We start from the raw sequence: 20,467 nt of genomic DNA, 5'->3' as shown, positions 1-20,467 counted from the left end.
AAACCTACACTTTTAAGCAAAAAATGGTTAAAATAAATTGTTTCAAAAAAAAAGTTTTTTTATGTTAAATCTCTATTATGTAGTACTAGAACTACACAAACAGAATAGTAATCGATTAAAACAAAACACAAAAGGTTAATTTGAAAAGCAAAACTTACATTTAAAATTAAAAAATAATTTTTATTGCGTTATTCTAAAAAAAGGAGTAGAAATACGGGGTCTAAAAAATAAAAAAGCTTAAACAAAACTTAAAAAAACAAAAAAAGGTAAATAATTTAACAAATAAATTATTTACCTTTTTTGAAGAAATCAAAACTAAATTATGACTCAATAATAGTATTAATTTGAGTGAATAATTGTCCATCACTTAAAAATGCACCTTGCTGAATCAATTCAAAAATAGAGGCATTTCTATCCTCTGTAAATACTTTTTTACCGACTTTCATTTCTATATTTTCGGTGAACATATTATCACTTAACCATTGCAGGCCTTCTTTAGTTAAAAAGTCAATTTCAGAAACAAGCGATTTTAAAACTATCGATTGTACATCTTTTTCAAAACACTTGAATAAGAAGATATGATTTTTAGAAAAATGTTCTAAAAATTCTGCTCTGGACAAAACACCTTCCCAAATCAAATCTGAGAAAACATCCAGTTCCTGTTCTGCCACTTCAGGCTTATTAATTTTAAGAGAATCCCACTCTGCTTTATCAATCGTCTGTGTAGCTAAAAAATTAGCGAATTCTGCATGCAATTCATCAAATTGCTCTTTTGTTAATCTTGCGTATTTCATTTTATTTTTAGGCTTTATGCCTTACGCTATAAGCTTTAAGCAAGATGCTTTGCGCAAATAACTTTAAGTCTGATTAATTATTACTTCTTTTAAACAAAAAAATCCCGATTCGCATCGGGATTTTTATATAGTATATAAAACTATTACTTTTCAGCAACAATTTCGTATGGTAATTCAACGATTACATCTCTGTGTAAACGCACATTTGCAGTGTATTTACCAGTACGTTTAACGATACCGCTAGTGATGAATTTTCTATCGATTACTTGTCCACCTTTAGCTAAAGCGTCAGCGATATCAATATTCGTGATTGAACCGAATAATTTTTCTCCACCTGCTTTTGCGAAAAGTTTAATTTCAATCGCTTTTAAAGTTTCAGCTAATGCTTTTGCGTCAGCAACAACTTTAGCCTCTTTGTGAGCTCTTTGTTTTAGGTTTTCAGCCAATACTTTTTTAGCTGAAGGAGTTGCTAAAGAAGCAAAACCCTGAGGGATTAAAAAGTTACGTCCGTAACCCGCTTTTACAGTAACTACATCATCTTTAAATCCTAGATTCTGTACGTCTTGTTTTAAAATAAGTTCCATGTTGTTGTCCTTTATTTGAGAAGTTAGGTTCCATCTTACCGGAAACCAACAACTATTCTTTTAATATTATTTTAATAAATCGGCCACGTATGGCATTAAAGCTAAGTGACGCGCTCTTTTTACAGCTACAGAAACTTTTCTTTGGTATTTTAATGAAGTTCCGGTTAAACGACGAGGAAGAATTTTTCCTTGCTCATTAACGAATTTCAATAAGAAATCAGCATCTTTATAATCGATATATTTGATTCCTGATTTTTTGAAACGACAGTACTTTTTAGTTTTGTTAGTTTCAATGTTTAAAGGCGTTAAATATCTGATATCTCCGTCTTTTTTTCCTTTTGCAGATTGCTCTATTGTAGACATAATAATTAAGCTTTAGTAGATTTTAATTTGGCTCTTCTTCTTTCAGCCCATGAAATAGCATGTTTGTCTAAACTTACAGTTAAGAAACGCATAACTCTTTCGTCACGTCTAAATTCAGTTTCAAAAGCAATTAGAACTTCTCCAGCTACTTTGAATTCGAATAAGTGATAAAAACCACTTTTTTTGTTTTGGATTTCGTAAGCCATTTTTTTCAGACCCCAATCCTCTTTTGACACCATTTCAGCTCCTCTACTAGTAAGAAATTCTTCAAATTTCGTTACTGTTTCCTTCACCTGAACCTCAGATAAAACGGGATTTAAAATGAAAACAGTTTCATAATGATTCATAAATACAATATTTATTTGTTAAAATTGGGTGCAAAAGTAACCATTTAATTTATATATACAACACTTTTTTACTTTTATTCGTTGTAATGTAAAAAATGCATGCCGATTTTAGTTTTTTTTACAAAAAAATAATACATTTACTACTGCTATCCTGAATTTATTCTAAATTTTAATGTTATGAAACTAAACTGTGTTGTTGTAGATGATAGTTCTATACAGAGGACAATTATTGCAAAATTAGTTAATAATCACCCAGGTTTGCACTTAATCGGGGATTTTTCTAATGCAATCGAAGCAAAAAGCTGTATTTCTCTAAATAATATCGACTTAATATTTCTTGATATCGAAATGCCCGTCATTAATGGTTTTGACTTCTTAGACGGCTTAAAATCTAAGCCGCAAATTATTTTTATTACTTCTAAAGCTGAATATGCTTTAAAAGCTTTTGACTATGATGCAACTGATTACCTTCAGAAGCCTATTGCTGTAGATCGCTTTAATGCTTCTGTAAAAAGGGCAATTGATATGCATTTGCTCAAAAAAGATGTCAAAGAAGAAGAAGGTGAACATATATTCATCAAGAGCAACCTTAAGAAACTTAAAATCTTTACCGCAAAAATCAAATGGATTGAAGCTTTTGGAGATTATGTAAGGGTTGTTACTGAAGATGACAGTAATCTGGTGCTTTCGACAATGAAATCTTTTGAAAATGATTTATCTAAAGACAAATTTATCCGTGTGCACAAATCTTATATTATCAACATCGATAAGGTAGAACGCTTTAACAGCAAATTTGCCGAAATTGGTATTACCAAAATTCCGCTCAGCCGAAATAAAAAAGAAGATTTAGTAAAAGCATTGTCAACGTCGTCATAATTTAATAAAAGTCGACATTCACAACAACTTTTATAGCTCTGTACTGCGCAACAGCCTCAAAACTATTCATCATTTTCTGAATAGTTTTTTTTGTTGCACCCAATGGCATATTCTGCGGGATCTTAATTAAGATGGTTCTGATGTACTCATTTCTGATTCTGCTAATGGCAGGTTCTTCGGGACCTAAAACCGGAATCCCCAGATTTTGACTTAAAACCTGGTACAGCCACATTGAACCTTCTTTTAACTTATCGAATTCCCTGTGCTTCAAAGTAAGCTTTATAATCCTGAAATAAGGCGGATACTTATAAATCATGCGATCGTATAATTGCTCCTTATACATACCTATATAATTATGGCTGGTAACCTGCTGAATTGTATTGTGATTTGGATTGTAGGTCTGAATTACCACTTTTCCTTGTTTTTCAGATCTTCCGGCTCTTCCTGCCACTTGCGTCATCATCTGAAAACTACGCTCAAAAGCCCTGAAATCAGGATAATGCAACATATTATCGGCATTCATAATCCCGACTAAGCTCACATTATCAAAATCTAAACCTTTGGCAAGCATTTGTGTTCCTACCAGAATATCAATTTCACGATTTTTAAAAGAATCTATGATCTTCTCAAAACCAAATTTCCCACGCGTGGTATCCTGATCCATTCGGCCTGTTTTGGCTTTAGGAAAAAGCGCTATTAATTCCTGCTCGATTTGTTCCGTTCCGAATCCTTTTGTAGTCAGATCAATACTTGAACAACTATGGCAGTGCGATGGTTTGGCGATAGAATAACCACAATAATGGCAGCGTAATTGGTTTTTATGCTTATGAAAAGTAAGACTTACATCACATTGCTGGCAATGCGGTACATGACCACAGGTCATACATTCAATTATCGGCGAATATCCCCGTCTGTTTTGAAATAAAATAACCTGCTCACCCAAAGACAAAGCCTCAGCAATTTCTTCGATTAAAAGATCACTAAAATGGCCTGTCATTCTTTTTCTGAAATGTTTGTCTTTCAAATCAACCAAAACAATCTCAGGCATTCGAACATTATTATAACGTTCTGCCAGTGTCACCAGACCATACTTATCAGTCTGGGTATTAAAATAGGTTTCAATACTTGGTGTTGCAGATCCCAGAAGCACTTTTGCATTATGAAAATTAGCCAGTACAATTGCGGCATCTCTGGCGTGATATCTTGGCGCAGGATCTGTTTGTTTAAAAGTCTGTTCGTGTTCTTCATCGACAATAAGCAAACCTAAATCATTAAAAGGCAAGAACAAGGCTGACCTCGCTCCTATTACAATCTGTGCTTTGGGTGAATTTTCGAGTGTTTGCTTCCAAACCTCAACTCTTTCATTATTGCTGTATTTAGAATGAAAAACCGCTACTTTATCTCCAAAATGAAGTCGTAAACGCGAAACCAGCTGCGTGGTAAGTGCAATCTCCGGCAACAAATACAAAACTTGTTTTCCGGTAGCTAAATATTCCTCTATTAATTTGATGTAAATCTCTGTTTTTCCGCTTGATGTAACACCATGTAACAAACAAACTTCTTTCTCTGCAAAACTATTCCTGATCGCTGTAAAAGCAGCTTCCTGCGGTTCACTTAATAATAATTGTTTTTCAGTTGCCTGTCCCGAAAACGAAACACGGTCTTGCTGTAAAAGATATTCTTCGAAAATTTCTTTATCAATCAAAGCTTTTACCGTAGCCGAAGCTGAATTCGAAATCTCAACCAATTTTTTTACTGTGATTGGTTTCTTCTCAGAAGCCATAAGCTGAAAATAAGCCAAAACAATTTCCTTTTGTTTATTAGCACTTTTCAAAACTTCCAGTAATTCTCCTAAGCCATTATCTGATTCGTATTTCGCATGTAATTTTACATACCGAACCAGTTTCGGCTTATAACTTTCTTTCATCTCCTCTTCTAAAACAATAATGTCTTTCGTAATCATTTTTTGAAGAATCGGAAAAATATTTTTCTTATTTAATATCAAAATAATTTCCTGTACTTTTAGTGAGCTTTGTTGCTGCAAAGCTTCATAAACCAAAAACTCTTCGTCTGAAAGTTCGTTTTGATCTACAACAGTATCTGTTTTGTACGAAATAATAGTTTCACTTTCCAGTAATAATCCACTTGGAAAAGCGCCACGATACACATCACCAATACCGCACATATAATAAGTTGCTACCCAAAGCCAATGTTTAATCTGGGTTTCGGTCGCAATAGGTTTTTCGTCCAGTATCTCGTGAATTTCTTTGGCATCATATAAACTTGGTTTGTTTTGATGAATATCAATGACCAAAGCTGTATATATTTTACTTTTACCAAAAGGCACCGCCACGCGCATTCCTTTTTTTATAAAATGAAATTCGGCTTCAGAAATACGATAAGTAAAGGTTTTAGCTAAGGAAAGCGGCAGGACAACTTCGACAAAAAACATGTAAATATTTTATAGAATTAAGAGATTATTTTTGACCTGAAGTCTTCGCAGTATTATACTTCTGAACCAATTTCAATGTATGATTTAAAGATCCAAGATCTTTCCAGTCATCATGGCCTGTAATAATATATTTAGGATTTTTGAATTTTGCCTGTACTTTCTTAATAGACTTCTCCCAGTCTTTTACATCGGCATCTCCTAAATATCCTAAATCTTTTGCGTCAGCACTTTTTATAAAACAACCTCCGTAAAGCACTTTTTCTTTAGCGAACCAAACTACAATATTATCTTGTGCATGACCTTTTCCGGGATAATAAACCTCAAAAGTATGCTGTCCAACAGTAAACGTAGTATCATTTGGAATCACAAATTGAGCTCTTTTTTTATTTTCCTTTTTAAGGATTTCATCGGTTAATTTTATAGTATAGGTTTTAATTCCTTTTTCTCTGTAAAATCCTAAACCACCTGCCCTGTCTTCGTGTGAATGCGTTGCAAAATGCATTACAACTTCTTTGTGATGTTTTGCTTTTATACTATCCAATAACGGCTGAAATTGCTTTTCATCCCAAGGCGCATCAAAAAGCACAACTCCCTTGCTAGTAACGAGATACAATGCGTTTGCAGAAATCAGCGTTCCTTTATAATCATGAAACGTTTTATAAACATAAAAGTCACCCGTAAGATGACTTATTTGTAATGGCGAATTCTTAGATTGTCCAAAACTATGAGATAGTATGGTTAAGAATAAAACTATCGATGCTAATTTTCGCATTTTATTTTATGAAATTAATTTTTTACCCTCGTCCAGTATTGAGTTCTTCCCATGATAGAGATTCCAACGTAACCACGAAGTTTTAGTTTATCAGCAGATTCAAGTGTTATATAACATTTGTATTTTTTACCGTTTGTAGGATCAAAAATAGTTCCGCCGCTATATTCATCACCGTCTTTTTTAAGACCGTTGATAATATTTAAACCCAAAATTGGTTTGTTTTTATCTGCGCCCTCACATTTTACACAAACATCTTTTTTATGATCGGCACGAAGTATCTCAACGACCTTACCATATACTTTTCCTGACTTTTCGTAAATCTCTACAATAGATTTTGCCTCGCCGGTTTCATCGTCAATTGTTTTCCATTTCCCAATAACACTTTGGCTGTGAATTGTACCTAATGTCAGAAAGAAAACCCCAATAGTTAACATCCAATTTTTCATAATATTATTTGTTTTTTTGTTTTAGTTTTCTGATAGTTGCATTGAGTTCGAATCCCAAAAGCAGAATCATACAGTTTATCCAAATATAAAACATTAGAATTAATAAAGTACCAATTGAACCGTAAAGTTCGTTGTATTTTGAGAATTTTATAACCCAAATCCCAAAAAAGAACGAAGATATAACAATTAAGATGGTTGTAAAAACAGATCCAATGCTAATAAAAGGCACTTTATTATATTGTTTTGTACCATAACGCAATAATATTGAAGATGTTATCAGAATCATTAAAACAACAAACAAATATCGTCCCAAAATAATCAACGGAATACGATCACTCAACACATCCTGAATAATTGTCTTTTGAATAAACACCTCAAAAACTACAATTGTCGCCACTGTTACGAACAATATAATGGTCATAACGAGCGAAATGGCCAACGCCACTAAGTATTGATTAAAAAAACCACGTTTATCAAAAACATGTTTAGAAGATTCAAAACCGCTTAAGATCCCGTTAATACCATTTGCCATCAAAAAAATAGAAAGCAAAAAACCGGAAGACAACAATCCCGAGTGACTATTATTTAAGATATCGCTGATGATTTTATTAATAGCATCATAGGTATTTGGAGGAACACTTTGCTGTACGAACAACAAAAAATCTGCCTGAAAATTTTCTATCGGAATAAAAGGAATTAAGTTCAGAATAAACAAGGCAAAGGGAAACAAGGCCATGAAAAAACTAAACGAAACCGCACTTGCATGATACGAAAATGCTCCGTCGATAATACCAATAGTATACATTTCGAGTAAATCATATAACGAAAAACCTTCCAGCCATGGTAGTTTTATTCTCTTCAAAAATCGGACAAGAGTACGTACTACAGGAATTTTTTCAATCCGATTTTCTATCTCTTGAGACATATGTTGATTTTAGATTTTAGACTTCAGATTTTAGATTACAAACTCAAAACTTATAACTCAAAACTCATAACTTAAAACGCTTTCAAACTCAAATCCATATTGTAAACTGAATGGGTCAAAGCGCCTGATGAAATATAATTTACACCACACAAGCCATATTCACGAATCGTTTTTTCGTTAATGTTTCCTGAAGATTCCGTCTGGCATTTTTTACCAATGAGATTCACCGCCGTTTTAGTATCTTCATAATTAAAGTTATCAATCAGGATTCTGTGAACTCCGTCACTTAACAGAATTTCACGGATTTCATCCAGATTTCTGGCTTCTACGATAATCTTCAAATCCAAATTGTTTGCTTTCAGGTATTCTTTCGTTTTTTTGATTGCCAAAGTAATCCCACCGGCAAAATCAATATGATTGTCTTTTAGCATCACCATATCGTACAATGCAAAACGATGATTTTCTCCACCCCCAATTTTTACCGCCCACTTTTCAGCAGCCCTGAAATTTGGAGTTGTTTTACGGGTATCCAAAATTTTAGCGCCCGTTCCTTCCAGAAGCTGAACGTATTGATCTGTCTTGGTCGCAATGGCAGACATACGCTGCATAGTGTTAAGCACTACTCTCTCTGATTTCAAAATAGACTGAGAACTTCCTGAAACTTCAAAAACAACATCACCATATTCTACATGCGTTCCGTCTTCTATATACGTCTTGATTTTTAATTTAGGATCTACATATTCAAAAATCATTTTTGCAAGTGCAACACCCGCAATAATTCCCTGATCTTTTACCAATAATTTCGCTTGTCCGTGTGCCGTTTCAGGAATACATGCCAATGAACTGTAATCGCCTGTACCCACATCTTCTCGGATTGCGTTGCTAATCAATAGTTGTAATTCGGTTTGAAATTGTACTTCGCTAATCATTTTTATTAAGTTTTATGAGATGCTAAAGTAGGACTTATTTTGTGGATTTGAAAGTTTAGCCTTATTTTAAAAATTAAAAACTATGAAGTAATTAGGAGCAATAAAGCGTAAATTCTTAATCAAACTTAATCTCTTAATGGTTCAAAAAATCAAATAACATTAAATATCTTTGAGGTTCATTCAAACAAAATCATGGGATTAATTAAAGATATTTATTCGGTTACTTTTTACGAGAAATTTGGTCAGGCTGTCGCCGAAGTGCATCCGGCTTTTGATAAACAAAAATTTATTGAAGCCATTTACGAAGGTGATTTTACCCAGAAAGAATGGAAAGACCGCATGAAGCACACTACCCTGGTTCTGCATCAGTTTATGCCTGAAAATTTCCCTCAAGCCGTTTTATTAATTGACAAAATCATCGAAAGCCTGAAGAAGAACAAATTTACAGATGGCAATCTGGCTTTTATCTTTTTTGCTGATTATATCGAAATGTATGGTTTAGATGATTTCAAAACTTCGGTGAAAGCCTTTGTTTCGATCACACAATTTATCAGTTGCGAATTTGCGGTTCGCCCTTTTATTTTAAAGTATAAAGAAAAAATGATTGAGGAAATGACACGATGGTCGTTGCACGAAAACCATCACGTTCGGAGATTGTCCAGCGAAGGAAGCCGACCAAGATTACCCTGGGCAATGGCAATTCCGTTCCTGAAAAAAGACCCTGCTTCTATCCTGCCGATTCTAGAAAACCTGAAGAATGATCCTTCAGAGTATGTGCGCCGAAGCGTTGCCAATAACCTGAATGATATCGCCAAAGACAATCCGCAAATTGTATTAGAAATTGCTAATAAATGGAAGGGCTCGAGTAAAGAAACAGATGCAATCATCAAACATGGTGCTCGTACATTATTAAAACAAGGCCATCCGGAAATTTTAAGTCATTATGGCTTAGAAAGTACCAATATCGAACTTTCTGCTTTCGAAATAAAAACCCCAATAGTTAAAATTGGCGATTATCTGCAGTTTCATTTTCATTTAAATAATAAAAATGAGAACACCAAAACCGTTCGTTTAGAATATGCTGTTCATTATAAAAAATCAAAAGGATATTTGGCTAAAAAAGTATTCAAAATCAGCGAAAAAAGCTATCTACCCAATCAACTGATTAAAGTTGAAAGAAATCAGTCGTTCAAAATCATTACAACCCGCGTTTTTCATACCGGAATACATCAATTATCGATTATTATAAACGGGACTGAAAGTCAAACACTGGAATTTGAACTTACTGATTAAAAATTTAAACGCATAGAAACATAGCTTTTAGTTATCTAAAAAGGCGCTTCACGTGCATTAATTCAAGTAGTATTACGCAACTTACTATGTATAAAAATCCAGATTTTTTAAAACCATCTTCATTATATAATTTTGAATCTATGTTTCTATGTGTTAAATAAAATCGACAGCATAAAAGCATACTCGTTCCTTTTCCTTACTTTTATAGATAATACCGGAAACAAATTTCTTAATCTAAATTAAGTTACAGATTCTAACTACATCTGTAATTTTGCTTCAACTAAAACGAATACCATGTCAAATATCAGTTTAATTATCGAAGAACGCGCTGCCAATATTGGCAATTTTATGGTAGGCAGATTATTGCCTTTCCGGGAAAAAAGGGCTGTTGGCCCATTTGTCTTTATCGACCATATGGGACCTGCACATTTAAGTGATCACGAAAATATGGATGTTCCTCCTCATCCGCATATTGGTCTTTCTACCCTTACTTTTTTGTTTGAAGGAAGTATCATGCACCGCGACAGTTTAGGAACTGAATTAGAAATCAAACCAGGCGCTGTAAACTGGATGACAGCCGGAAAAGGCATTGTGCATTCTGAAAGAACACCTGAATATTTGAGACATTCTGATAAAATGCTTCACGGTTTGCAAATCTGGGTGGCATTACCAAAGGAACTAGAACAAATGGATCCTAACTTTGCCCATGTAGAAGCTGACGATATCCCAAGTTGGGAAGAAGACGGTGTTTCATATAAACTAATTGCCGGAGAAGCATTTGGCAAAAAATCACCAGTTCCTGTTTATAGTCCGCTATACTTTATTGAAATTAAAAGTACAGAAGCTAAAAAAGTAAACATTGGCAAAGATTTATTCGGAGAAAGCGGTTTGTATATTCTCGAAGGAAGTATCAAAAGTGGTGAACATGTTTACGATCCGAAACAAATTTTAATTACTACGGACAGTACTTTATGTGAATTTGAAATTGCCGCGAACACTACTGTTTATATTTTTGGAGGAACGCCGTTTCCGGAAGAACACTTTATCTTTTGGAATTTTGTTTCCTCGGATAAAAACCTGATCGAAAAAGCTAAAAAAGACTGGACGGAACAAACATTCCCAAAAGTTCCAGGCGAAACTGAATTTGTTCCTTTACCTGAACCAAGAATTAAATAATATTATGGAAACAATATCAGCACAAATAGATACCCGCTTGTATCGAACGGAAATAACATCAGCCAGCGGCAATATTGTAATCGCCGACGAACCTCAGGAAATGGGCGGCAAAAACTTAGGGTTTAGCCCATCAGAACTTTTGGCTTCATCGTTGGCATCCTGCACTCTGATTACACTTAGAATGTACATCAACCGCAAACAATGGGACGTTTCTGAGATCAACATCAAAGTTGATTTTGAAAGGGATACCGATAAAAATGTTTCTCTCTTTACGAGAAAAATCGAAATTATTGGCGAAGTAGATCAAACACAAAGACATCGGTTAGAAACCATTGCCAACAGCTGCCCAATACATAAAATACTAACACATTCAATAGAAATCAAAACCACATTAATATAAACTTATCATGGAAATCAAACAAATAAACGATACAAGAAGAGGCTATTTTGAAGCTATAGAAGATGAAAAACAAGCCGGAAAAATGACTTATACCTGGGCTGGAGATTCTAAATTCATCATCGACCATACTGAAGTCAATGAAGATTTTAATGGAAAAGGCGTTGGAAAAAAATTGGTTATGGCCGCCGTAGAATATGCAAGAACAAACAACCTAAAAATAATCCCGCTTTGCCCTTTTGCAAAAAGTGTTTTTGATAAGGTTGAAGAAATTCATGATGTACTTTTTTCTTAAAGGTTCAAAGGTTTCTCTTACTACTTAATATTTTTAATACTAAGGCACACTCTTGTGTGTCTTTTGTATTTTTATAATACTCATTGCTCTTAAACTTTGTCCCTTTGCTCCTCTGAACCTTTGTCCCTTAAAAACAAAATTTTAAATTTTCAATACTAAGACACACTCTTGTGTGTCTTTTGTATTTTTATAATACCCATTGCTCTTAAACTTTGTCTCTTTGTTCCTCTGAACCTTTGCCTCTTAAAAACAAAATTTTAAAATCTCCTCAAAATCCATTATATTTGCATGTAATTTAAACTTAGAGTATGACGAGGATAATTACACTTTTCTGTTTTTTCATAGCACAAATCAGCTTTTCTCAAACGGCTGAAAATTATTTAGAAAAAATCAGAAATAACGAAGCTCTCTTAACAGCTTTCTTTCAACAAATGCCAAAAGGCGGAGATTTACACCATCATTTTTCGGGATCAGTTTATGCAGAACCTCTTTTGGAAAGAGCTATTGCTGAAGATTTCTATTTGAATTTAGAATCGATGAACGTATCTAAAACGAAACCTGTAAATGGCAATTGGAAAACTTTCTCTTCACTTAAAAACGAAGGAAAACTGGCTTTTTACGAGCAACAAGTCATGCAAACCTGGTCTGCTAAAGATTATAATGGTTCTGTACCTTCTGATGACTTATTTTTTGATTCTTTTCAAAAATTTGAACCTACTATTCAGGGGCATTTTGCAGAAGGAATGCTGGAATTGAAAAAACGTGCCCTTGCTGAAAACGTAAGTTATATAGAAACACAATTATCGACAATTCCGTGTGATATGAACGTTGCTGACTTGACAGATTTCAATTCAAAATTACGTCAGGCAGCTTCTCAAAAAGACGAAAAAGCAGTACTAAAACTTTTAGACGAATTGTATAAATCGATCCAAAAGAAAGATGCTAAAAAATACGCTGCCGATTTCAACAATAATTTTATAGCAAAATTGCATAAAGACTTAAAAATTGATGACGATCGTTTTACCATGCGTTATCAAAATTTTGTACTTCGTTTTATGGATCCTGTTGATTTATTCAAAAACATGACAATTGCCTTTATCTCTGCAAATGACAGCAAATTGGTTGCAGGTGTAAACATCGTTTCTCCGGAACATGGCGAAAATTCTATGAAAGATTATTGGCTGCACATGTTAATGTTCAAATATTGCCATTCGAAATTTCCTGATGTAAAATATACGCTTCATGCGGGAGAATTAACTTTAGGCCTGGTTCAGCCCGAAGATTTGACATGGCACATCAATGATGCGATTCATGTTGCAGGAGCCAATAGAATTGGTCATGGAGTGGACATTGCCTACGAAGCAAATTCGTATGATTTATTGCGTTATATGGCAAAAAATAATATTCCAATTGAAATTAATTTAACGAGTAATGAATTCATTTTGAAAGTAAAAGAAAACAGACATCCGTTTACACTTTATAAAGAATTTAATGTGCCAATCGTTATCAGTACCGATGATGCAGGAATTTTAAGAACCAATATGACGGAACAATATGTTTTATTGGCTAAAAGATATCCTGATGTTTCATATGCCACAATAAAACAATATGTTTACAACAGCATCGATTATAGTTTTATTCAGGATGCAGCTGTAAAAAAACAATTAGTGAAAGATTTAGACGGAAGATTTAAAACTTTTGAAGCAAAATTTTCTAAGAACTAAATTTATAATCCAGTTGCGGGTTTCACGCAGATTTTAAACAGATTAAAGCTGATAAACGCAGATTTTTTTATTGTAAATATCAAAATTAAATCTGCTTAAATCTGCCTGATCTGCGTGAAAAAAATAAAAAATCATATGATTCTAGAAGCTGCTTTTCTTTACATAAAACCTGATTTGGCAACTCAATTTGAAGCTGATTTTGCAAAAGCAAGTCGATACATTTCATCGATTGATGGTTATTTAGGACATCGTTTAGAGAAATGTCTTGAAGCTGAAAACAAGTATCTTTTATTGGTAGACTGGAATACGCTTGAAGATCACACTGAAGGTTTCAGGAATTCTGAAGCGTATTTAGAATGGAAGAAAATTTTACATCATTATTATGAACCGTTTCCTGTTGTAGAGCATTTTGAAACTGTTTTTGAGAATAAAAAGCAGCCCACTGACTTTACGGATTAAACGGATTTACGCAGATTTATCAGATAGAAAACTACAATAATGGCAGACTGGTACAGAAGAAAAACTTGGACAAAAATTGACGAAGAAGAATTCTTTGTCAAGCTTGGACGTGCAAGAAAAGATGGTCGAGCACAATACCTTAAAATTCAAGCTATAGAATTAGTTGACACTAAAGATAAAAAACTTTTAAAAGTTGCTGACATGTTGCTGAATAAGATGTTGACTGAGTATCCGGATGATAACTTTAATAAAGGCTCTGCACTTCACACACTCGGAAACATTTACAAAGAGCGTGAAGAAAATACAATAGCTATTGATTATTATAAAAAGGCACTTGATTTTGAAACTGTTTATCCTAATGTAAAAACTCAAGCGTATTTAGACTATTCGGAATTAATTATTAAGACAAATGACACTTCAAAATTTGGAGAAGTAGAAGATATTTTAATAGAGAGACAGCCTAAACTCCTGTTTCCACTTGAAAAGTATATAGTAAATTCTATTTTATCAATTATAAACAAACATAATGGCAAGACTGAGAGAGCATTTTTTTATGCTGAGTTAGCGGAACAAAATGCTAATAGTGAAACTTCAGGCCTTAGGTATCATAAAAAACTGGGATTAGTAAATAAAAGAGAAACCTGGTTAGACAAACTCTTGTAAAATGAAAGTATAGTTCGCAAGAATTTGTGCTAATTTGATTTTTTAATTCGGAAAAATTCATTACTTACTTCGTGAATTAGCTACTCTCGTGTCGTGGCAAAAAATAACAACAAAAAATGAATATCAAACTTATCGCCATAGGCAAAACAGATAACAAATCACTTCAAACTTTGATTGATGATTATACCAAACGTTTGTCGTTTTACATCAAATTTGATCTGGAGATTATTCCCGATATCAAAAACGTAAAGAATTTATCCGAAAGTCAGCAAAAAGAAAAAGAAGGCGAATTGATTCTGTCCAAACTTTCGCCAACGGATCAGTTGATTTTATTGGATGAAAACGGAAAAAACTTCTCCAGCGTTGGTTTCTCTGAAGAATTACAAAAGAAAATGAACTCCGGAATCAAAACTTTGGTTTTTGTAATTGGCGGTCCTTACGGATTCTCCGATACGGTTTACAGCAAAGCACAAGGAAAAATTTCACTTTCACTAATGACTTTTTCACACCAAATGGTACGTCTGTTTTTTATCGAACAATTGTACCGTGGATTTACGATTTTAAGAAATGAACCTTATCATCACCAATAAAGTTTAATCGTTTATTTGGTTAATTGGTTAATCGTAAAATTGTTTAAAAAATGAATTCTTCGTTAACCATTGCAAATGATTCTAGTTTTTGCACTAAAATTTTATTCTGAATATAAGCATCAAAACTCATGTTTTTATCAAAACAGATTTGCATTTTTGGTTGAACAGCAAAATCAAGACTTGCGATATAATTTAATAATTCTTCTTTTTTAAGGACTTGATTATTAACCTCAACAGTCTCGTTTTTTTTAAAAAACACAACCATTCCTTCTGATTTTGGTTTCGCTGTTTTGTAATACACTTTCGTGAAAGGTAAAAAGGACAGATTCTTTCCTACAGAATCTGCGTAAGAATAATAATTTTCAGCATTTTCATTTTTATGAGCGCTATCAGCACGCTTTTTTTCCTGTAACTTTATTACTTCCGGAATTACTAATTTCAACGGCAAACGTCTATCAATATTGAAAAGCCAATTGGTAGAGATAATACTGTTTTTTCGGTTTACATCTGCAATAGTGTCTTTTCCTTCTGTTTTAAAGAAGATGTAAATTGGCGAATGATCCTGAACATCTTTCACAATTGTTACGTTTGATTTTGGAAGTAAAACATCTTCTTTTTTTTCACAAGAAAAAAGAAGCAAGGCAATAATTAAAGTGTAGTATTTCATATTTATTTTTTCAAGATATTATTCTTCAATTTTATAATCGTCTTTTTTTAATAAAGGTAACCAATGTGTCAAATTTGAGAAACGCATTATATGATAACAGTCATATCCTCCTAAAAGTATTTTTTCTTTCGTCAGGATCAATCTAACTTTTCTTGGAAAACAACCAAATTTAGCTTCATAAATAGATAATCCTTCAAAAAAATTATTTAAGACATAAGGCACTTGGCGGGTTCCATTTCCATATTTAAAAACTGAATTTATAATTTTTACCATCATTAGAAAATGAAGATTAGATAAATCCGCATTTCCTAAATGCTTGTAAGCATAAGCAATCTCTTTGTGTCCACTTATATTATTAGGACTTTGATCAAGAATTTGTTTACAGGTGATAATTGCTTCATCATAGTTTTTGCTTTCATTCAAACTGTACGCTTTATTTGCCAAGCTATCCAGTTTAGTTGGATTTATTGAATTTGAATGTATTTTATACTTTGTATACATTATTATTTGTTCTGCAGATACAAGAGTATCTAATGTACTTAATAATGATTCAACTTTTTTAAAATAATAAACAGAATTTACATTCGTTGTTTCATCAATAGATATTTTAAATTCAGGAATATTATTTTTTGTTATGCCACTGCTTGAATTATCCTCAGAAACTTCCTGAATGTCAGTTTCATTAGTTGTAGAAGTTTCTTTCTTGTTTTTGTTTTGAGAATAATCGCCATATATCTTAGCTGATTTATTTGCTTTTTTAGATGGCGGCGGCGATGAAGGAATTTGCCCAAAACTTACATTCATCAAAAAAAACAGAAGCCCTGCTAAATAGTATCTTTTCTTCATTCTCCTACTTCAATTAAAAACATTACAGATTTATTTTACCAAACAAAGTAACACATTCTATTGCTTCTTTCACATCATGAACACGCAAGATTTTAGCCCCTTTTGTCAATGCAATCGTATTCAGGACCGTTGTTCCGTTTAGCGCTTCCTGTGGTGTATTATTTAATGTTTTATAAATCATTGATTTCCTCGAAACACCAGCTAAAACAGGTAATTCTAAAAGATTAAAAAGTTCCGTTTTTTGCAAAACTTCGTAATTCTGGTCGGTTGTTTTTGCGAATCCGAAACCTGGATCCAGAATCAAATCATTGATTCCTAAGCTTCTTGCTTTATTTACTTTTTCAGAAAAATAGAAAAGCATTTCTTTTACGATATCATCGTATTGCGTAAGACTTTGCATCGTTTGCGGATTTCCGCGCATGTGCATCATAATATACGGGACATTATAATGTGCAATCACATCAAACATTTTATCATCTAATTCTCCTGCCGCAATATCGTTTATAATCGCAGCACCACTTTCTATACTTGCTTTTGCAACGGCAGCCCTAAAAGTATCGATTGATAATAATGTTTCAGGAAAATGCTTTAAAATCAATTCGATTGCGGGAACAATGCGTTCAATTTCTTCTTGCTCGGAAACAAATTCAGCACTTGGTTTGCTTGAATAGGCACCAATATCAATAAATGCGGCCCCTTCAGACAACATTTTATCTACTCGCGAGATAATTTCATCTTCATTACTATATTTTCCTCCGTCAAAAAAAGAGTTTGGCGTAACATTCAGAATCCCCATCACTTTGGGAATCGATAAATCAATAAGTTGGCCTTTGCAGTTAATAAACATTTTGTTTCAAGTTTTATTTGTTTCAAGTTTCAAGTTGATTTAGATTGCGTAAGTTCTCGAACTTGCCACTTTAAACCTGAAACTTGAAACATTCTTTTTTAGTTTCAAGTTACCACCGTTAACACTTTGTTTAGAAAAAACTTGAAACAAAGAAAACCTGAAACTTGAAACTCTTTAATATTATCCCTATTTTTGAAGAAATTTTAGCAAATATACAGCAATAAATGAAGAATACTCCCCTTGAATATGATAATGTAATTACGGTTTGCCGCACTTTATTTATCAATAAAATGAAAGATTACGGCAGTGCATGGCGAATTTTAAGATTGCCTTCACTAACGGATCAAATTTTTATAAAAGCACAACGAATCAGGAGTTTGCAGGAAAATGAAGTTCGCAAAGTGGATGAAGATGAAAAAGGAGAATTCATAGCAATCATCAATTATTCGATCATGGCTTTGATACAGTTAGAATTGGGTGTTGTTGACCAGCCGGATTTAGATGTAGAAAAAGCAACTGAATTATACGATGCTAAAGTGAAGTTGACAAAAGAACTAATGCTGGCTAAAAACCATGATTATGGTGAAGCGTGGCGCGATATGCGCGTGAGTTCGCTAACGGATCTGATTTTACAAAAATTACTGCGTGTAAAACAAATTGAAGACAATAAAGGCAAAACTTTAGTTTCTGAAGGAATTGATGCAAATTATCAGGATATGATTAATTATTCCGTTTTCGCTCTAATCCTTGAACCCATAAAATAAAATCAAATTCCAAAATATAAATTCCAAATGCCAAATTTTTTACCTGGAATTTGGAATTCAAAAAGATTGGACTTTAAATTAACTCTATACCATGAAAAACTTCATTACTCAATTTTCCCGATTATTTGTCGGTGTATTATTTATTATTTCAGGATTAATTAAGCTAAATGATCCGGTTGGATTCTCTTATAAATTGGCTGAATATTTTAGTGAGCCGGTTTTCAACATGCCCTTTTTAGAGCCATTGGCTTTAGGATTGGCGATCTTTTTAGTGATTCTTGAAGTTGTTTTGGGCGTTATGTTACTGGTAGGTTACAAATCAAAACTGACAATTTGGTTTTTATTACTACTGATTATATTCTTCACATTCCTTACCTTCTACTCTGCTTATTTTGATGTAGTAAAAGACTGTGGATGTTTTGGAGATGCTTTACACTTAACTCCCTGGGAATCATTCACAAAAGATATCATTTTACTTTTCTTTATTCTGATCTTATTCATCAATAAGAAACTGGTAAAACCTTTATTTTCAAATCGTAATGTTACCAATATCATTACTCTTGCAAGTATTGTTTTGTGTGTTTTTATGGCAGTATGGGTTTTAAACCATAATCCTATTAAAGATTTCCGTCCTTATAAAGTGGGAACAAATATCGAAAAAGGAATGGAAATTCCGGAAGGCGCTCCAAAATCTATAGTAGAAATGACTTTTATCTATAAAGTAAATGGTGTAGACAAGGAATTTACAGAAAAAGATCTTGCAAATATCCCTGAAGGCGCAACTTTTGTCGACCGAAAAGACAAAGTGATTACTGAAGGTTATGTACCGCCAATTCACGATTTTACTATGGTAAAAGAGGATTCTGATTATAAAGAGGAATTATTGAAAGAACCAAAATTATTGATTTTCGTCACTTATGACCTGACTTTATCTCATCCTGACGGAATGAAAAAATTAGAAGGATTAAGTAAAGCTGCTAAAGCAAAGGGATACAAAGTAATCGCAATGACTGCTTCGGGAGCTCACGAAATTGCGAAAGCAAAAAAACAGTACGGTTTAGATGTCGATTTCTATTTCTGTGATGCAACAGCCTTGAAAACTGTAGAAAGAGCCAATCCGAGTATTGTAGTGGTGCAAAACGGAACAATTATTCAGAAAGTACATTACAACGATACTGATGATTTGAAATTATAATTTTCAAACAACATAAAAGCGAAAGCATAATGAAGAAAACATTTAATCTAATTAATTTTTTATTCATTATGCTTTTTTGCATTTTGGGTAATAGCCAATCAAAAAATACGGTAAAAGACCAACGCTATATCTTTTTTCTGCACAACAAATTTGTAGAAGAAAATGATCTGAACGCTGCACATCCGGAATATGGAAAAGCAGAATACAAGGAAATTTTAAATTCATTTAGAAAAGATCACTTCATCGTTTATAGCGAAATAAGAAGCAAAAATACTATTGTAACAACCTATGCCAAAAAGATTGTCAAGCAAATCAAAAACCTTATTAAAGAAGGCGTTTCACCTGATAAAATAACAGTGATTGGAACCTCGAAAGGCGGCTATATTGCACAATATGTTAGTACCTATCTTGCGAATCCTAATGTAAATTTTGTTTTTATAGGATGTTATCAAAATACGGATATTGAAGAAATTCCTGAGATTAATTATTGTGGTAACATCCTCACTATCTATGAAAAATCAGATATCTATGGTATTTCGGCAATCAGACGAAAAGAAACTTCGAAACTAAAAATAAATCATTTCAAAGAAATTGAACTCAACACCAATCTAAAACATGGCTTTTTATTCAAAGCTTCTGACGAATGGATTGTTCCCTGCAAAAAATGGGCAAACGGTAACTATATATTGAAGTAAAAAGCTTAAAAATAACATTCAAAAAGCCTTTTAGTAAATCCTAATTTAAAAAATTACTGAAGGGCTTTTTTTATGCAAATCTGACGTTTTTTTGCTCCTAAAATCTTTTTGTAAATAAAAAAAATGTCTGTTTCTTTCTTAATTTAAAAGTCTATTTCTAAAAAAACTCATTTTTACAGCTTACTATTACGATTTCATTTGGCTTTTTTTAACCTGTAAATCCTGTTTTGTTATAAAATAAACGACTTCAAATTTTGTTAATCTCCATTTCTCATTCGATTTGTTTGTTTAACTTTGTAGGAACTCTTTTTTTATAAGAAATCGTCATGATTATAAATCATACTTTTTATTTAGATAAAGACGATATT

At 33.0% G+C, this 20,467-nt stretch carries 24 protein-coding genes; 12 read left to right on the top strand and 12 right to left on the bottom strand.

Annotated elements, in window-relative coordinates; translation table 11 throughout:
* Positions 1-320: 320 nt before the first annotated feature.
* The 4 genes from B0A67_RS20055 to rpsF form a co-directional block, all read right to left on the bottom strand.
* Positions 321-794, bottom strand: a complete 474-nt coding sequence (locus tag B0A67_RS20055) for a DUF6495 family protein (protein ID WP_072965031.1) — start codon at positions 792-794, stop codon at positions 321-323.
* A 143-nt stretch (positions 795-937) separates the two neighbouring features.
* Complete coding sequence (rplI, locus tag B0A67_RS20050) at positions 938-1,378, bottom strand: 50S ribosomal protein L9 (protein WP_072965032.1); 441 nt, start codon at positions 1,376-1,378, stop codon at positions 938-940.
* A gap of 66 nt (positions 1,379-1,444) precedes the next feature.
* Positions 1,445-1,741 carry a 30S ribosomal protein S18 gene (gene rpsR, locus B0A67_RS20045; RefSeq protein ID WP_002987043.1) on the bottom strand — a complete coding sequence of 99 codons (297 nt, stop codon included), beginning with the start codon at positions 1,739-1,741 and terminating at the stop codon, positions 1,445-1,447.
* Positions 1,742-1,746: 5 nt separating this feature from the next.
* Complete coding sequence (rpsF, locus tag B0A67_RS20040) at positions 1,747-2,088, bottom strand: 30S ribosomal protein S6 (RefSeq protein ID WP_007810575.1); 342 nt, start codon at positions 2,086-2,088, stop codon at positions 1,747-1,749.
* Positions 2,089-2,265: 177 nt separating this feature from the next.
* On the opposite strand from rpsF, the gene B0A67_RS20035 reads away from it, so the two are divergent.
* Positions 2,266-2,964, top strand: a complete 699-nt coding sequence (locus B0A67_RS20035; RefSeq protein ID WP_065449575.1) for a LytR/AlgR family response regulator transcription factor — start codon at positions 2,266-2,268, stop codon at positions 2,962-2,964.
* A 1-nt stretch (position 2,965) separates the two neighbouring features.
* Here the strand turns inward: B0A67_RS20035 and priA are convergent, their stop codons facing one another.
* From priA to nadC, 5 genes are all read right to left on the bottom strand, one after another.
* Positions 2,966-5,416, bottom strand: coding sequence for a replication restart helicase PriA (gene priA / locus B0A67_RS20030; protein WP_072965033.1), 2,451 nt, complete (start codon positions 5,414-5,416; stop codon positions 2,966-2,968).
* Positions 5,417-5,441: 25 nt separating this feature from the next.
* Positions 5,442-6,188, bottom strand: coding sequence for a subclass B1 metallo-beta-lactamase (gene bla-B1-FLAV / locus B0A67_RS20025; RefSeq protein WP_072965034.1), 747 nt, complete (start codon positions 6,186-6,188; stop codon positions 5,442-5,444).
* Positions 6,189-6,202: 14 nt separating this feature from the next.
* Positions 6,203-6,634, bottom strand: coding sequence for a DUF2147 domain-containing protein (locus tag B0A67_RS20020; RefSeq protein ID WP_072965035.1), 432 nt, complete (start codon positions 6,632-6,634; stop codon positions 6,203-6,205).
* Positions 6,635-6,638: 4 nt separating this feature from the next.
* Positions 6,639-7,559, bottom strand: coding sequence for a YihY/virulence factor BrkB family protein (locus B0A67_RS20015; protein WP_072965036.1), 921 nt, complete (start codon positions 7,557-7,559; stop codon positions 6,639-6,641).
* Positions 7,560-7,630: 71 nt separating this feature from the next.
* A complete protein-coding gene (gene nadC, locus B0A67_RS20010) occupies positions 7,631-8,488 on the bottom strand; it encodes a carboxylating nicotinate-nucleotide diphosphorylase (RefSeq protein ID WP_072965037.1) in 858 nt (285 codons plus the stop codon).
* A 192-nt stretch (positions 8,489-8,680) separates the two neighbouring features.
* Between nadC and B0A67_RS20005 the strand changes: the two genes are divergently transcribed.
* The 8 genes from B0A67_RS20005 (at position 8,681) to rlmH (ending at position 15,085) form a co-directional block, all read left to right on the top strand.
* Positions 8,681-9,781, top strand: coding sequence for a DNA alkylation repair protein (locus B0A67_RS20005; protein WP_072965038.1), 1,101 nt, complete (start codon positions 8,681-8,683; stop codon positions 9,779-9,781).
* Between the two features lie 294 nt (positions 9,782-10,075).
* Positions 10,076-10,957 (top strand): pirin family protein, encoded by an 882-nt coding sequence (locus B0A67_RS20000; protein WP_072965039.1) that lies wholly within the window; start codon positions 10,076-10,078, stop codon positions 10,955-10,957.
* 4 nt (positions 10,958-10,961) lie between these two features.
* On the top strand, positions 10,962-11,357 hold the full coding sequence (locus B0A67_RS19995) for an OsmC family protein (RefSeq protein WP_072965040.1): 396 nt from the start codon (positions 10,962-10,964) through the stop codon (positions 11,355-11,357).
* Between the two features lie 7 nt (positions 11,358-11,364).
* On the top strand, positions 11,365-11,649 hold the full coding sequence (locus B0A67_RS19990) for a GNAT family N-acetyltransferase (protein ID WP_072965041.1): 285 nt from the start codon (positions 11,365-11,367) through the stop codon (positions 11,647-11,649).
* Positions 11,650-11,957: 308 nt separating this feature from the next.
* Entirely contained in the window at positions 11,958-13,373 is a 1,416-nt protein-coding gene (locus tag B0A67_RS19985; protein ID WP_072965042.1) for an amidohydrolase family protein, read from the top strand.
* Positions 13,374-13,508: 135 nt separating this feature from the next.
* Positions 13,509-13,832, top strand: a complete 324-nt coding sequence (locus B0A67_RS19980; protein WP_072965043.1) for an antibiotic biosynthesis monooxygenase family protein — start codon at positions 13,509-13,511, stop codon at positions 13,830-13,832.
* A 39-nt stretch (positions 13,833-13,871) separates the two neighbouring features.
* Positions 13,872-14,495, top strand: coding sequence for a hypothetical protein (locus tag B0A67_RS19975; protein WP_072965044.1), 624 nt, complete (start codon positions 13,872-13,874; stop codon positions 14,493-14,495).
* Positions 14,496-14,611: 116 nt separating this feature from the next.
* Complete coding sequence (gene rlmH, locus B0A67_RS19970) at positions 14,612-15,085, top strand: 23S rRNA (pseudouridine(1915)-N(3))-methyltransferase RlmH (RefSeq protein ID WP_026982293.1); 474 nt, start codon at positions 14,612-14,614, stop codon at positions 15,083-15,085.
* A 43-nt stretch (positions 15,086-15,128) separates the two neighbouring features.
* Here rlmH and B0A67_RS19965 read toward each other — a convergent pair whose 3' ends face one another.
* The 3 genes from B0A67_RS19965 to folP are packed head-to-tail and all read right to left on the bottom strand — an operon-like array spanning position 15,129 to position 17,445.
* The gene (locus tag B0A67_RS19965; protein WP_072965045.1) at positions 15,129-15,752 is read right to left on the bottom strand and encodes a hypothetical protein; all 624 of its coding nucleotides are present in this window, start codon (positions 15,750-15,752) and stop codon (positions 15,129-15,131) included.
* A gap of 18 nt (positions 15,753-15,770) precedes the next feature.
* Complete coding sequence (locus B0A67_RS19960) at positions 15,771-16,598, bottom strand: DUF4919 domain-containing protein (protein WP_072965046.1); 828 nt, start codon at positions 16,596-16,598, stop codon at positions 15,771-15,773.
* Positions 16,599-16,620: 22 nt separating this feature from the next.
* Complete coding sequence (gene folP, locus B0A67_RS19955; RefSeq protein WP_072965047.1) at positions 16,621-17,445, bottom strand: dihydropteroate synthase; 825 nt, start codon at positions 17,443-17,445, stop codon at positions 16,621-16,623.
* A gap of 224 nt (positions 17,446-17,669) precedes the next feature.
* On the opposite strand from folP, the gene B0A67_RS19950 reads away from it, so the two are divergent.
* The 3 genes from B0A67_RS19950 (at position 17,670) to B0A67_RS19940 (ending at position 20,099) form a co-directional block, all read left to right on the top strand.
* Complete coding sequence (locus tag B0A67_RS19950) at positions 17,670-18,209, top strand: DUF1599 domain-containing protein (RefSeq protein ID WP_072965048.1); 540 nt, start codon at positions 17,670-17,672, stop codon at positions 18,207-18,209.
* A 91-nt stretch (positions 18,210-18,300) separates the two neighbouring features.
* Complete coding sequence (locus B0A67_RS19945) at positions 18,301-19,404, top strand: BT_3928 family protein (RefSeq protein ID WP_072965049.1); 1,104 nt, start codon at positions 18,301-18,303, stop codon at positions 19,402-19,404.
* Positions 19,405-19,433: 29 nt separating this feature from the next.
* Positions 19,434-20,099, top strand: coding sequence for an alpha/beta hydrolase (locus tag B0A67_RS19940; RefSeq protein ID WP_072965050.1), 666 nt, complete (start codon positions 19,434-19,436; stop codon positions 20,097-20,099).
* Positions 20,100-20,467 lie beyond the last annotated feature (368 nt).

The sequence above is a fragment of the Flavobacterium aquidurense genome, assembly GCF_002217195.1.
Lineage (GTDB): Bacteria > Bacteroidota > Bacteroidia > Flavobacteriales > Flavobacteriaceae > Flavobacterium > Flavobacterium frigidimaris.
The sequence above is the reverse complement of the archived record's forward strand: the minus strand, read 5'-3'. Positions and strand labels throughout refer to the sequence as shown.